Here is a 15,543-nt window from a genome sequence, read left to right on the forward strand (position 1 = left end):
TCTAAATAATGAAAAAACTGCATCTGCTTATTAGTCTTCTATTTTCGTTATTTTCTTTCGCTCAAAGCAACACTGAAACTACGATAACCAAAATAATAATAGTGCGTCACGCCGAAAAAGCAGACGATGGAACTAAAAATCCGCCTTTATCCGCCGAAGGAATGTTGCGTGCCGAACGATTGAGCACCATGCTTGCTGATTTAAAAATTGATAAATTGTACGCTACTCCTTTTCTTCGTACCAATCAAACTTTGACTCCATTGTCTAAGAAATTTACTATTCCAATTGATAATTATGAGGCTTCTGATGTTGCTTTTGCTGAACAACTTTTACAAAAAGAAAAAGGCAAAACAATTGTCATTGCTGGGCATTCTAACTCATCACCTACTTTAGTGAATCGGTTGATAAAGAAAGAACTATATCAAAAATTAGACGAATCGGTTTTTAGTAAAATCTGGATTTTGACTTTCAAAGGCGACGAATTGATTGATTGCAGTTTATTAAATTACTAAACATGAAGTACTACATTATTGCTGGCGAAGCATCGGGTGATTTACACGGTTCCAATTTGATGAAGGCGTTGTACGAAGAAGATCCACAAGCTGATATTCGGTTTTGGGGTGGCGATTTGATGCAAAATGTAGGCGGAACTTTAGTAAAACACTACCGTGAACTAGCCTTTATGGGTTTTGCCGAAGTGGTAATGAATTTGAGAACCATCTTTAATAACATTGCTTTTTGCAAACAAGACATCGAACAATTTCAACCCGATGTAATTGTCTTTATTGATTATCCTGGTTTCAACATGCGCATTGCCAAATGGGCTAAAGAGAAGGGAATTGCAACGCATTACTACATTTCACCTCAAATTTGGGCATGGAAAGAAAACCGCATCAAAGCCATCAAAAGAGATTTTGACAAATTGTATGTGATTCTGCCTTTTGAAAAAGATTTTTACGAAAAGAAACATCATTTTCCGGTTGAATTTGTGGGTCATCCTTTAATTGATGCGATTTCGAATAGACAAAAAACTACCTTAGAATCTTTTTGTGCTGAATTTAATTTAGATACCAAACCCATCATTGCCATTTTGCCTGGAAGCAGAAAACAGGAAATTACCAAAATGCTTTCTGTGATGTTGAGCGTTGTAGATGATTTTCCTGATTATAACTTCGTTGTGGCAGGCGCACCAAGTCAGGATGCGTCTTTTTATCATACTATCATCGGCAACAAAAAAGTGACTCTGATTCAGAATCAAACTTATAAATTACTCGATGTTGCTCATGCCGCAATGGTGACTTCGGGAACAGCAACATTGGAAACCGCACTTTTTAAAGTTCCAGAAGTAGTCTGTTATAAAGGAAGTTGGGTTTCGTATCAAATTGCCAAGCGCATCATTACACTGAAATACATCTCATTGGTCAATTTGATTATGGATGAAGAAGTGGTAACCGAATTGATTCAAGGTGAATGCAATCCGAAGCGAATCAAAGCCGAATTAACCCAACTTTTAGACCAAAACCACCGGAACAAATTGGCTCAAAAATACGACGAATTAGAAACTAAATTAGGTGGAATCGGCGCTAGTAAAAAAACGGCACAACTTATTGTACACAGTAAATAGAATTGCAAAAATGCTAAGGAAAAGCTGCTACTTATTGTTTCTATTGATCGCGATTGCATCGTGTAAATCGAGTAAACCTGCCATCATTACTTCTAAAAAAGACGGTACAAAAAAAGCTAAATACGAAGGCAATTTGAATATTCGTCTGACTAAAAACGACTCAAAAAAGTCTTCAGGAAAACAAGAAAACATTAGCATCACTTCATCGAGCAGTTTGATTACTTGTGATGATACCGATTTGCTCATTGATTTGCTCATTGATGCGAGTTTGGATAATGTTGGATCGCCGTATCGCTACGGTGGAACTACCAAAAGTGGTTTTGATTGTTCGGGCTTGCTATTCACCACTTTTAAAAATCACAATATTATTTTGCCGAGAACATCAAGCGAAATGTCTAAAGTGGGAAAAGACATCCGATTGAATAATGCCAAAAAAGGCGATTTAATTTTCTTTTCAACCAATGGAAAAGGCACGATCAATCATGTTGGTTTTGTAGTTGATGTTAGAAACGACGACGTTCAATTTGTGCATTCTTCGACTCAAAAAGGAGTTATTATTTCGTCTACCCAAGAAGCGTATTATAAAAAAACTTATATTTCTACTCGACGAATCTTTGAGTAAATAAAAAAATCACTACTTTTATTCTTTTAATTATTCAGTTGTTATCATTTGATAAAAATTGAATAGCATCTACGCCATTTAATAATTATATACGCCACGTTATGAAAGTAATGCATTTCCCATTAGCAAAAATTGCTATCGCCTTTATTGTAGGTTTATTCATCGCTCACTTCGGCAATTTCTCAAGTCTTTTTACGATTGTTTTCTTTAGCCTTTCATTTCTGATTGCAGTAGTTTCTATTATTAGCAAACAAAAAAAGTATTTTGGTTTTTGTATTTTGATTGCTTCCTTTGGATTGGGTTTACTGATTGACTTCATTCATTTCGAACCCAATCGCAACCATCATTATCTCCATTCAATTACGGATGAAAACGAATTATTTTTAGTCGAAATTAGGATTAAAGAGCGACTCAAAAGCACACTTTATAACGAACGCTATACTGCCGAAGTTGTCGCACTTAACAATCGTAAAAGCAGTGGAAAAATCATCTTCAATTTGCGCAAAGACAGCCTCAACAAAAACTTCCCTATTGGTTCTACGTTACACCTATCATCTTCCTTTTACAAAAACAAAAAACCAAGCAATCCCAATCAATTTGATTATGGAAGCTACTTGGCCAATCAAAACATTTATGCGCAAATTTACACTAACATAAATGAACTAAAAATCAATCCAAAGATTCAAAAAAACTGGAGTTATTATGCCGCCATAATCCGAAACAGAATCATTCGAAATTTAGAATCACGTCATTTTAAAAAAGAGGAATTAAGCATTGTAATTGCACTTATTTTAGGACAACAACAAGACATTAGCAAAGAAGTCTTACGTGATTATCAATACGCTGGAGCAGTACATATATTATCGGTTTCAGGATTACATGTGGGATTTATTTTGCTCTTCATCACTGCGCTTTTAAAACCAATTCCGAACAACCGAAAAGGAACAACTATAAAACTAATAATTACATTAATCGGTTTGTGGATTTTTGGAGCATTAGCTGGTTTAGCGCCATCGGTAGTCCGATCGGTAACCATGTTTAGCTTTGTGGCTATTGGTTTGTTTTTAAGAAGAAGCGTAAACATTTACCATTCGCTTTTGGTTTCGATGTTTTTGATATTACTTTTTCAACCCTCTTTTTTGTTTGATGTTGGGTTTCAATTGAGTTATTTGGCGTTGTTTTTCATTATTTGGTTGCAACCCATTTTTAAATCAATTTGGTCGCCTAAATCAAAGATTGTGACTTATTTTTGGGACATCATTACCGTTTCTTTTGCAGCACAAATTGGCACTTTGCCACTGAGTATTTATTATTTCCATCAGTTTCCTGGATTGTTTTTTGTCACTAACATCATTGTTCTGCCATTGTTAAGCATTGTTTTGGCAATTGCTTTGATAGTAGTTGTATTAGCCAGTTTTGATTGTGTTCCGTTGCATCTAATGAAACTTTTGGAATGGAGTATTGAACTATTGAATGACATTATAGCATGGATTGCTTCGTTTGAAGATTTTATTTTCAAAGACATTCCGATGAGCACATCAATGATGTGGAGTGCATATTTAGTAGTTATTGCCGTCTTTATTTTAATCGAAAAACCAAATTATAGAAAACTTGTAACGGCTTTAATTACTATTATGTTTTTTCAAATTAGCTGGATGTACACTCAGTTTCAAACTCAAAATGAATCAGAATTAATTGTTTTTCACCAAAAGAAAAAAAGTTTGATTACTGAGCGAAATTCTAGAAATGTGATAGTATATTCTAACGATACTATCCTAAAAAACGCGAATGAAAATTGGACGTTGAACTCTTATTTGGTTGCCAATTTTTGCAAAGTTGAAAAATCAAATCCGTTGAAGAACTTCTACTATTTTAAGAATAAAAAAATTGTAGTAATTGACAGTTCTGGAATTTATGTAAACAAAAAACCAGATGTTTTAATCTTGATTAATTCGCCTAAATTGAATTTAGAGCGATTACTTCAGACGCATAAACCCAGAGAAATTGTGGCTGATGCTTCCAATTACAAAAGTTATAAGAAACTGTGGAAAGCAACCTGTGAAAAAGAAAAAATCCCTTTTCACGATACTTCAGAAAAGGGATTTTATAAGTTGTAATTATTTTTTAGCTACTTTCTTCTTTTTGGAAGGTTTAGCATACGGAGTGAATTTTTGAATAATTGGATTTGCAACATTGAGCCAAGCTGTTGGTCCGCCAGCTACATAACCCGTATTACCCAATTGCTCAAAATTGGTTTTTCCGTTCAATTCACCAGCTTTAACAAAGTGAACTGTTGGATAACCTCGTACGGCAAAAACCTGTTGCAATTCCATGTTTTGTTGCTTCTCTGCATCCGATTGCGTGCTTTTTCTAGGAAAATCAAGTTCAACAAGAACCACATTTTTCTTTGCCCAATCAATGAATTCTGGAGTTTTAAACACTTCTTTTTGCAAACGAATACACCATCCGCACCAATCACTTCCTGTGAAGAATAAAAACAAAGGTTTATTTTCTTTCTTTGAGATTTCGATGGCCTTTTTCATGTCTTTATGCCAAGTTAATTCTTGTGCCTCAACCGACAATGAACCTAGAACCAATAGTAATGTTACGATTATTTTCTTCATGTTTCTTTAAATTTATTTTACAAATATAGACAAAAATGATACCACGATTTGTCGGCTATTTTACTTCTTGCATTAATTTTTTTACGAGAGGAGAAATAGCGATTAGAACTACTCCTGAAATCACGGCATAAATAGCAAGTTGTTGATATCCGTCGGTATAGGTTATTAATTTTTCAGCTTTTGTAGCATTTTCATTAGCGCTCACCATTCCGGCGCCCAATATTCCTGCTGCGTATTGACCATAAGCACTTGCCAAAAACCACATTCCCATCATAACGGCTTGTAATTTTAAAGGTGCTAATTTGGTCATAATAGAAAGACCAATTGGCGACAAGCACAATTCACCAAAAGTGATGATAAAATAAGCAAGAGTGAACATTTCTAATGATGTCAATCCATTTGCATCCGCAAAAAATCGCGTACTGTAAAAAGTATAAAAGGCTAAGGCTAAGAATAAAAATCCGAGTCCAAATTTCACTACAGTATTCGGTTCTGATTTTCGATTACTCATCCAAATCCAAGCTATTCCTAAAAGTGGCGCAAAAATGATGACAAAGAGCGAATTGGCCGCATTGTTGACTCCGTTAGGATCTAATGTCAGTCCAAAAATATCATTATCTAAATTATTTGCGGCAAATAGACTCAACGAACCACCGCTTTGTTCAAAAAAGGCCCAAAATAAGATGGAGAAAATGATGAATACCATTGCGGCTATCAACTTTTTATTTTCATTAATAGAGAAATTTCTCATTTCGTAAGCCAAATAGAGTAAAGTAATTGGACCAATGGTATACATGAAATAATCGGTATATTCTGGATTTGACACCATTGCCATAATTAGTGGAATGGCTAGAATAGTTCCGATGTAGGTTGCATACTCATAGAGTTTTCTCTTCGAATTATCCAAATGCATTAGAGGTGAAATTCCGATGGTTGAGAGGCTTTTTTGAGTAAATACAAATGTCAGCAAACTGATGGTCATTACAATTCCGGCCAAACCAAAGGCCAAATTCCACGAATAGTTTTTACCTAGATATATACAAGCATAACCTCCGAGAAGTGCTCCGATGTTGATTCCGGAGTAAAACAATGAAAATCCGGCATCTCTACGAGTATCATTTGCTTTGTATAGCGTTCCGACCATTGTAGAAATGTTAGGTTTAAAAAAACCAGTACCAATAACTGTAAACGAAATTCCTAAAAAGAAAAACTTTTGCGGATTGACGGCCAAAATAATACTTCCGATGATCATCATGATTCCACCCCAAAAAAGCGACTTTCTATAACCCAATATTTTATCGGCAAACAAACCACCGATAAAGGTAAAAGCATATACAAAAGCTTGAGTTGCTCCGTATTGCAAATTGGCTACTTTTTCGTTCATCAGCAATTGATCAACCATAAAAAAAGTAAGCATTCCGCGCATTCCGTAGAAACAAAAACGTTCCCACATCTCACTGAAAAACAAATACCACAGTTGTTTTGGGTATTTACCTTCAAAATTTTGAATCTGTTCGATTGTAAGGTCTTTTTCCATAGTTTTAGTTGATTCCGTGATCTCTCATCACTTTATTTAGATTTTTAACTAAGGCAAACATCAGTACAGTTGCAAACATTAATAATCCGAAATTAATCCAAAAGAAATTGGCTTTATCATCATAAGTATCCCACATACTGGCTAAAACACCGCTTAATTTATTTCCAATAGAGGTTGATAAAAACCATCCGCCCATCATTAAAGCGGTGATGTTTTTTGGTGATAATTTAGATACAACCGACAATCCCATCGGACTTAGAAACAATTCTCCAATAGTAATCACACCATAATTAGCTACTAACCACCAAACTGATACTTTTTCGGCTCCATTGTTTCCGATTTGAACTGCTGCTACCATTACTAAAACAGACAAGGCAGAAATTAATAACCCGAAAGCAATTTTAGTTGGTGTGGAAGGTTCTTTTTTCCTTGCTCTTAAATAAGTAAAAAAGGCAACCACTAATGGCGTTAAAATAATTACCCAACCTGGATTAATCGACTGACTTAAACTGGTTACCCAAACACTGATTTTGCTTCCTTCTTGGGGCAAAGTCTCTTTAGAAGTATTTCTGAAATAAACAGGATAATCAACTGTTTTTTTAACCTCACCGTTTTCTTTTTGAAGTCGGAATTGCTCATCGTACAACTCCGTTTCGGTTTTTTCATAGGTTAGTTCTTTTGACAAAACTAAAGCTGAAAATACTTTTTCGGTTGTACCTGTTACTTGTCTATCAGTATAGCGATCGGCCCAAGTATTAAGAGCAGAACCATTTAATTTAAAAACGGCCCAAAATAAAATTACAACGGCAAAAATGGACAATAAAGCACCGATAGGCCTTTTGTCTTCTACTTTGGCTTTGAAATACAAACTTCCGTAGAAAAAAATCACGGGTATACATGCAAAAATAAAGGCATCGGTACTGTCTGAACCAAAAATGGCACTGTCCGTATTGATATCGGACTGAACTCCTTTGATTAACCATCCAATAATTCCAAAAACAATTGATGGTAATAAAATAAAAAGTACAATTTTGTAAAAAGGCATATCGCCTTGTTGAAAACCTTTCTTCTCCGTTTTATCTCCATAATGTTTAGTTCCTAGTAAAAACACAATTACTCCTATAAACATTCCAACTCCAGCAGCCATAAAAGCATATTGCCATCCTAATAAAATTTGCAATGCGGCACCAAAAAAATTACAAATGAAAGCTCCAATATTGATTCCCATATAGAAAATATTATAGCCTTCGTCTTTCTTTTCTTTGTATTGTTCATCGTTGTAGAAATTCCCTAATAGTGTTGAAATATTCGGTTTGAAGAATCCATTTCCAACAATTACCAAAGTCATGGCAACATAAAGCATGGTGATGTTGTGAATTCCCATCATAAAATAACCTGCGCCCATCATCAATCCACCAATGACAATTGATTTTTTATACCCAAGATAACGGTCGGCCACCAAACCACCAATAAAAGGCGTTAAGAATACCAGAGCGATAAAAGTTCCATACAAGTCAGAAGCTTCTTTTTCGGTCATAGCAAAACCGGCTTCTACATCTTTAAGATACAGGGTAAAAATACCAATCATTAAATAGTATCCGAAACGTTCCCACATTTCAGATAAAAACAAAAAGGGCAATGCCTTAGGATGACTTTTCCACATAATAATGATGATTAAAAAAAACCTCCAGAAATGTTCTGAAGGTTTTCAAATATAATAAAAAATATTTTTTAAACCTTGAGTCTTATTTTACTGCAACTTCAACGTGATCATTGTGCATTCTTTTCTCTAACCAAGAACTTAATACAAACAATATAGCTGCTGCAATTCCTGACATTAAAATAAACAAGACAAAGAATTCATACAAGTTAGTGATTTGAAATCCTAAGAATGAAGTTGCTCCACCTGTTCCATCTTCTCCACCCGGAATCAAAGCACTCAATGTTCCTGCAAATTTATTTGCTGCAGCATTAGCTAAAAACCATGTTCCCATCATTAACGATGACAAACGTAAAGGAGCTAATTTTGAAACCATTGACAACCCAATTGGTGACAAACACAATTCTCCGATTGTATGAATTACATACAAACCAATTAACCACCACATTGATACTTTTTCACCTAATCCTAAACCTTTAACAGCAATAGCAATTACAACATATCCTAGTGCTACTAATCCTAATCCAATAGCCATTTTCTTAGGCGATGATGGCTCTAATTTTCTAGCGTATAAGAATCCCCAAACTATAGTCATAATTGGAGCTAGAGCAATAACTGCTAATGGGTTGACCGATTGAAAATAAGAAGCTGGCATTTCCCAACCAAACAATGTTCTTTCAGTTTGTCTGTCAGCAAAAAGAGTTAATGATGCACCTGCTTGTTCGAATGCACCCCAAAAGAAGATTACGAAGAAAGCAAGAATAAAAATCACAGTAATTCGTTGTGTTTCAATTTTTGATAAGCTTTTATCACTGAAGATTAAAACAGGCATTAATATCATTGCGCCATAGATAAAGTAGCTGATGATATCAACATCACTTTTGAACATTTGCTTGAAATTCAACATAAAGAAAATTATTGCAATCGAACCAACTATCATTCCGATACTTTTTGCATCTAATTTTTTAACAGGTAAACCAATGTGTTTTCCTTCTTCAGAAATAAGGTATTTTTTTTGTCCAACAATAAAAGCAACTAAACCTAACAACATACCAACACAAGCAGCCAAAAATCCCCATTTGAAATCCATAGAACCACAAACTAAAGGTGAAAAGAAAGCACCTAAATTGATTCCCATATAGAAAATGGTAAATGCACTATCAATTCTTCTGTCGTTAGCAGGATACAACTGACCCACCATAGTTGAGATATTCGGTTTAAAGAAACCATTTCCAATAATAATTGCTGTTAATCCTAACCACATTAGCGAAACTCCACCGTCTGCTCCTGCCGAAGCACTTAAAAACATAAAAAACTGACCGATAGCCATCAGCAAACCTCCGATAACAATACTTCTTCTATTTCCTAAGAATTTATCACATAAATAACCTCCTAAAAGCGGTGTTAAGTATACCAAACCTGTATAACTCCCATAGATTTCGGAAGCATCTGCATCCTTCATTAACAATACTTTGGTCATAAACAAAATGAAAATTGCTCTCATTCCGTAATAACTAAATCGTTCCCACATCTCGGTAAAGAATAGGAAGTAAAGTCCTTTTGGATGTCCTGTTTTTACTGTTTTTTCACTCATAATTATTGTTTTAGTTTATATTTAGTTGATTAATAACTTCTTTTGATAATTGACAATGTCATCGTTTGATAGTGCAAAGTACAAACTATTGCAATTAAATAATAATCAAAAATTGAGAAATCACTAAAAATAAGCTTTTGTGAGTAATTGTTACTGAAGAAAAAAGAAGTTTTAGACAAATTCTTTGTACTGCCCATTGTCAATATTACGAGTAAATTCAAGCAATAGCGAATCATTTATCTCAATATATTCAGGCAAAAAACGAAGTCGGTATTTGGCTTGACCTATGAATGTAAAAAAGTCGTTTCTGGTAATTTTCATGTCGTCTTCAAGCTCTAAAATGGCATTTATGTTGTCAATAATTCTACTCAAATAGGTTTGACTTAGAATTTCGCCACCGTTAAAAACTTCGATACACATGTTTTCTTCGGATGCAAATTTTCGTCTAATGGCAAACTTTAGTAAATTATTAAACTGGGTTGTTTTGTTTCCGAAGTTGATGGTTTGATTTAAGATATTTTTGGATGGAATGGACAGTTCAACCACGTTCCAATTCACAAAATTAATCTTCATAGTTGTGGCTTCAGGCAATTGCGATAATTCCAACACCCAACTGGTTCCTAAAACTAAAAAGATGAATATAAGCGTCGTTTTAGCAATCAATTTGGCTAAATCAATGCTCGATGAATAATTCTCAAAATTAAATACATAAGGCACTTGAGTGATGAATAAAACAATCATGCTCAAAACCGCAATGATGGCCACACTTTTCATCTTCCGATTGTAGAACGTTCGATAAAGAGAAATAATTAAAAACCAAGTTAGTATGGCCGACAACACTAAATCGGGAATCGTATTGAATCGAATGCCGTAGGTGTTAATGGTTTCACCAAAAAAGAGAGCAATCAACAATGAAATTAAGGAAAGCCCAACGAAGAAAAATAAAATTCTAGTAGTACTTTTTTTATTGTTGTACAGGTATTCGGGTGAATTATCAAAATAGTACAATGCCAATATCAGAAACAATGAATTCAGTATAGAAAACATGTTCTGACTGATCAAAATCAGCCAACTATTGGTATTAAAGTTATTGAAAACAATAATCAACAGCGAGGAAAATGACCAAACAAACACCGAAAAACTAATGAATAGCAATCCTTTGTCAAATCGTTTGATGGCAATTTCAGAAGTTAATTTTTGTTTGAATTTATTCTGAACTACCAACCAAATAGAAAGCAATAAAAACCCACCAATTAAAGAAATTAATAATTCTGTTATTAAGTAAAATTGATGTTGCTCCATTTTTTACAACTTCTCTTTGATAAAATTGGTCATTTTGGTAAACAATTGAATTCGGGTTTTTCCACCAAATATTCCGTGATTTTTATCCGGATAAATCGCCCAATCAAACTGTTTATTGGCTTGAATTAAGGCTTCTATCATTTGCATACTGTTTTGCACGTGAACATTATCATCGGCTGTTCCGTGTATCAAAAGGAAATTTCCTTTCAATTTGCTTACGTGATTAATAGGCGAATTATCATCGTAACCGCTCGCATTTTCTTGTGGAGTTTGCATGTATCTTTCGGTATAAATACTGTCGTAAAACCTCCAATTGGTCACTGGCGCAACCGCAATTGCCATTTTGAATACATCGTTTCCTTTGAACAAACAGTTACTCGACATGAATCCGCCGTACGACCAACCAAAAATTCCAATTCTGCTTTTATCTACATAGGAATAATTTCCAATCACTTTTGCGGCATCGATTTGATCTTCTACTTCAAATTTCCCTAATTCTTTTTGAGTACATTTTTTAAATTCGGCACCTTTGAAACCCGTTCCTCTTCCGTCAACACAAACGGTAATGTAACCTTCTTGCGAAAGCATCACGAACCACATATCGTTGGTATCCAACCAATCATTGGCTACTTGTTGTGAACCCGGACCTGAATACTGATACATAAAAACAGGATATTTTTTGCTGGCATCAAAATTCTTAGGTTTGATCATCCAAGCGTTGAGTTTATGACCTTTCTCGGTAGTCAATTCGAAAAACTCTTTGGTAGGCAAATCGTACTTTTTTAATTTATCTAACAATGCTGTGTTATCTACAATAGATTGCACTTGTTTTCCATCTTTTGAATTGTTCAAAGTGTACGTCATTGGCACGGTTGACGACGAATACGTGTTGATGAAATACGTAAAATCCGGACTAAAAGTCGCTGCATTGGTACCAACTTGTTGTGATAATTTCACTTTCTTTTTACCATCGAGTGAGATTTTGTACACATCTCTCAAAGTAGATCCATTTTCAACTGATTGATAAAAAACTGTCTTAGTCTTTTCATCAAAACCATAGTAATTAGTTACTTCCCAATTGCCTTTGGTCACCTGATTTTTCAACTTTCCTGTTTTATCATACACATAAATATGGTTGTAACCGTCTTTTTCGGAAGTCCAAATAAAACTGTTGTCTTTTAAAAAAGTTAAATTATCAGTCACATCAACATACGCTTTGTCTTTTTCATTTAAAACCACTTTCGCAACTCCGGTAGTTCCATCCACAAAAATCAAATCCAAATTATCCTGATGACGATTCAAAACTTGAGCACTCAATACATTAGCATCATTGGTCCATTTCATTCGAGCAATGTAAAAATCGTTGTAACTTCCCAAATTGATAGTTTTTGACGATTTTCCGTTCACATCATAAACATGCAATGAAACTATAGCGTTCTTCTCGCCCGCTTTGGGATATTTAAAAGTCTCAGCCGTTGGATACAAAGCTTTTTTATACAAATCCATTGAAAATTGTGGCACCTCAGTTTCATCAAAACGAATGTAAGCCAGTTTTTTGCTGTCGGCGCTCCAATCAAAAGCGCGTACAAAAGCAAATTCTTCTTCGTATACCCAATCCGTAATTCCGTTTATGATGGCATTTTTCTTACCATCAGTAGTTACTTGGGTTGTATTTTTTGAAGCAATGTCGTAAATGAATAAATCATTGGATTTGGCAAAACCGATTTTGGTTCCGTCTGGAGAAAACGTTGGCTCTTGAACTTGCTCCAAAACCTTAGTTAGTTCTTTTGTAGCCAAATTATAAAGGTAATAATCGGCGGTAAAAGAATGACGAAAGATAGGAGCCGAATTGTTGGCTATCAAGATTTGTTTTTCGTCTTTGCTGAAGGTGTAACTATCAATTCCATCGCTCAATTGAGAATGATTTTTAGTATCTAATAATGTTGCTACTTTTTTCAGTGTAGCAAAATCATACAAATCAATTTGCTGACTTTTGGTTGCTCTATCCGAATTCAACACCGTATATTGATTGGTGTTTTTCATTGATTTTAATTCGTCCATTCCTTTGGCGCGAAAAGCTCCAGTATAAATTTCCTCAATGGTTATTTTTTGCTGAGCGATAACCGAAAAACAAGTGAACAAAAAGAGGGCAAGTAGTTTTTTTGATTGCATAGTTCTGATGGATTAATAAACGAGGTCAATTTTAGTGAAAATATTGGAAATAAACTCCTATTTTTATGTTAAAAGCAATTTTGGATTAACAAATACAAATAATAATAAGTATTCACCAACTCGATGAAACAATTGTATTCTGTAATCCCAAACCCAACCAAGACAATCAAATCATTCATTGTTTATTTTTTATTACAAAATGTTAAACATTCATTTGTTGTCATTCAAATAAAAAAGCGCCATACTCTCTCAGAGCAAAAGGAAACACCTTGCATTGTACTGGATTTCAATGTTTTACAAATCATAAAATATTCTTAACAAAAAAGTGATTTAATGTTTTTTTAACAATTTAACAATTGACTAAAGTTATCTTTGAAATGTTAAACAAATAAAAAACAAGTTATGAAAAGAATTACATCATTAATCCAGATTTTACTTCTATTTTTAGGAAGTATGATTTATGCACAAACCGCACGTTTACAAGTGGTGCATAATTCACCCGACCTTGCCGCACAAACAGTTGATGTTTATGTGAATGGCTCCATTTTTATCAATGATTTTGTGTTCAGAACTGCAACCGACTTCAAAACGGTTCCCGCAGGCGTTGCCCTAAGCATCGATGTTGCTCCAGGAAACAGTACTTCTTCGGCTCAATCATTGTACAATTTAACCACTACATTAGCCGATGGCGAAACCTACATTGCTATTGCTAATGGAATTGTAAGTTCTACTGGTTATACTAACCCTAATTCATTTGCCCTTTCTGTTTTTGCTCAAGGTCGTGAAGCTGCTTCCAATCCAGTACAAACGGATGTACTAGTGAATCATGGTTCGCCCGATGCACCTACGGTAGACGTTGTCGAAACCTCAGTTCCTGCTGGAACCATTGTAAACGACATCTCTTTTCCGAGTTTTGCAGGTTATTTAGAACTTCCTAATTTGGACTTTACTCTAGACGTTAGAGACGCAACCGGAACTACAACTGTTGCCAGTTATTTAGCTCCACTACAAACATTAAATTTAGACGGTGCAGCTATTACTGTGATTGCAAGTGGATTCTTGGATCCATCAACCAATAGCAATGGTCCAGCTTTTGGACTTTGGGTTGCCACTGCAGCTGGTGGAAATTTAATTCCGTTGCCTTTGGCTACAAATCCGACAGCTCGTTTACAAGTAATTCACAATTCACCTGATTTAGCAGCATCTGTAGTAGATGTATATGTAAACGGTGTTATTACATTGAATGACTTCGCTTTCAGAACCGCTACACCATTTATTGATGTTCCCGCTGGTGTTGCTCTAAGCATTGATGTTGCCCCAGGAAACAGTACTTCTTCGGCTCAATCATTGTATAATTTAACAGCTACATTAGCTGAAGGCGAAACCTACATCGCTATTGCTAATGGAATTGTAAGTGCTACTGGTTATACTAACCCTAACTCTTTCGCACTTTCGGTTTTTGCTCAAGGTCGTGAAGCTGCTTCCAATCTAGCACAAACGGATGTACTGGTGAATCACGGTTCGCCTGATGCTCCAACTGTTGATGTAGTTGAAACTTCTGTTCCTGCAGGAACTATTGTGAACGATATTTCGTTTCCAAGTTTTGCAGGATATTTAGAACTTCCAAACTTAGATTTTACTCTAGACGTTAGAGACGCAACCGGAACTACAACTGTTGCCAGTTATTTAGCTCCACTACAAACACTAAATTTAGACGGTGCAGCCATTACTGTAATTGCTAGTGGGTTTTTAGATCCATCAACCAATAGCAATGGTCCAGCTTTTGGACTTTGGGTTGCCACTGCAGCTGGTGGAAATTTGATTCCGTTGCCATTGGCTACAAATCCGACAGCTCGTTTACAAGTAATTCACAATTCACCTGATCTTGCTGCACAAACAGTTGATGTTTATGTAAACGGTGTTATTACATTGAATGACTTCGCTTTCAGAACTGCTACACCATTTATAGATGTTCCCGCTGGTGTTGCCCTAAGTATCGATGTTGCTCCAGGAAACAGTACTTCTTCAGCTCAATCATTGTACAATTTAACCACTACATTAGCCGATGGCGAAACCTACATTGCTATTGCTAATGGAATTGTAAGTGCTACTGGTTACACCAATCCTAATTCTTTCGCACTATCTGTTTTTGCTCAAGGTCGTGAAGCTGCTTCCAATCCAGCACAAACGGATGTACTAGTGAATCACGGTTCGCCTGATGCTCCAACTGTTGATGTAGTTGAAACTTCTGTTCCTGCTGGAACCATTGTAAATGACATCTCTTTCCCAAGTTTTGCAGGTTATTTAGAACTTCCTAATTTGGACTTTACTCTAGACGTTAGAGACGCAACCGGAACTACAACTGTTGCCAGTTATTTAGCTCCACTACAAACATTAAATTTAGACGG

The 15,543-nt window shown here is 35.2% G+C and carries 11 protein-coding genes; 5 read left to right on the forward strand and 6 right to left on the reverse strand.

What is annotated here, in order from left to right; all coding sequences use genetic code 11:
- The first annotated feature begins 8 nt into the window (after positions 1-8).
- The 4 genes from VK161_RS06085 (at position 9) to VK161_RS06100 (ending at position 4,363) form a co-directional block, all read left to right on the forward strand.
- Positions 9-512 (forward strand): phosphoglycerate mutase family protein, encoded by a 504-nt coding sequence (locus tag VK161_RS06085; protein WP_324213874.1) that lies wholly within the window; start codon positions 9-11, stop codon positions 510-512.
- A 2-nt stretch (positions 513-514) separates the two neighbouring features.
- A complete protein-coding gene (gene lpxB, locus VK161_RS06090; RefSeq protein WP_324213875.1) occupies positions 515-1,624 on the forward strand; it encodes a lipid-A-disaccharide synthase in 1,110 nt (369 codons plus the stop codon).
- Positions 1,625-1,634: 10 nt separating this feature from the next.
- Positions 1,635-2,246, forward strand: a complete 612-nt coding sequence (locus VK161_RS06095) for a C40 family peptidase (protein ID WP_324213876.1) — start codon at positions 1,635-1,637, stop codon at positions 2,244-2,246.
- A gap of 101 nt (positions 2,247-2,347) precedes the next feature.
- On the forward strand, positions 2,348-4,363 hold the full coding sequence (locus tag VK161_RS06100) for a ComEC/Rec2 family competence protein (RefSeq protein ID WP_324213877.1): 2,016 nt from the start codon (positions 2,348-2,350) through the stop codon (positions 4,361-4,363).
- On the opposite strand, the gene VK161_RS06105 is transcribed toward VK161_RS06100, so the two are convergent.
- From VK161_RS06105 to VK161_RS06130, 6 genes are all read right to left on the reverse strand, one after another.
- Positions 4,364-4,870: a thioredoxin family protein gene (locus VK161_RS06105; RefSeq protein WP_324213878.1), complete on the reverse strand. Its 507-nt coding sequence runs from the start codon at positions 4,868-4,870 to the stop codon at positions 4,364-4,366. It lies immediately after the preceding gene.
- Positions 4,871-4,925: 55 nt separating this feature from the next.
- Positions 4,926-6,407, reverse strand: a complete 1,482-nt coding sequence (locus tag VK161_RS06110) for a peptide MFS transporter (RefSeq protein ID WP_324213879.1) — start codon at positions 6,405-6,407, stop codon at positions 4,926-4,928.
- A 4-nt stretch (positions 6,408-6,411) separates the two neighbouring features.
- The gene (locus VK161_RS06115; protein ID WP_324213880.1) at positions 6,412-8,070 is read right to left on the reverse strand and encodes a peptide MFS transporter; all 1,659 of its coding nucleotides are present in this window, start codon (positions 8,068-8,070) and stop codon (positions 6,412-6,414) included.
- An 82-nt stretch (positions 8,071-8,152) separates the two neighbouring features.
- Positions 8,153-9,661 (reverse strand): peptide MFS transporter, encoded by a 1,509-nt coding sequence (locus tag VK161_RS06120; RefSeq protein WP_324213881.1) that lies wholly within the window; start codon positions 9,659-9,661, stop codon positions 8,153-8,155.
- A gap of 171 nt (positions 9,662-9,832) precedes the next feature.
- A complete protein-coding gene (locus tag VK161_RS06125; RefSeq protein WP_324213882.1) occupies positions 9,833-10,963 on the reverse strand; it encodes a hypothetical protein in 1,131 nt (376 codons plus the stop codon).
- A gap of 3 nt (positions 10,964-10,966) precedes the next feature.
- Entirely contained in the window at positions 10,967-13,135 is a 2,169-nt protein-coding gene (locus VK161_RS06130) for a S9 family peptidase (protein WP_324213883.1), read from the reverse strand.
- Between the two features lie 402 nt (positions 13,136-13,537).
- Between VK161_RS06130 and VK161_RS06135 the strand changes: the two genes are divergently transcribed.
- Positions 13,538-15,543: DUF4397 domain-containing protein (locus VK161_RS06135; RefSeq protein ID WP_324213884.1), on the forward strand; the 2,006-nt coding region annotated here is incomplete at its 3' end.

The organism is Flavobacterium sp. (assembly GCF_035299245.1).
Classification (GTDB): Bacteria; Bacteroidota; Bacteroidia; order Flavobacteriales; family Flavobacteriaceae; genus Flavobacterium.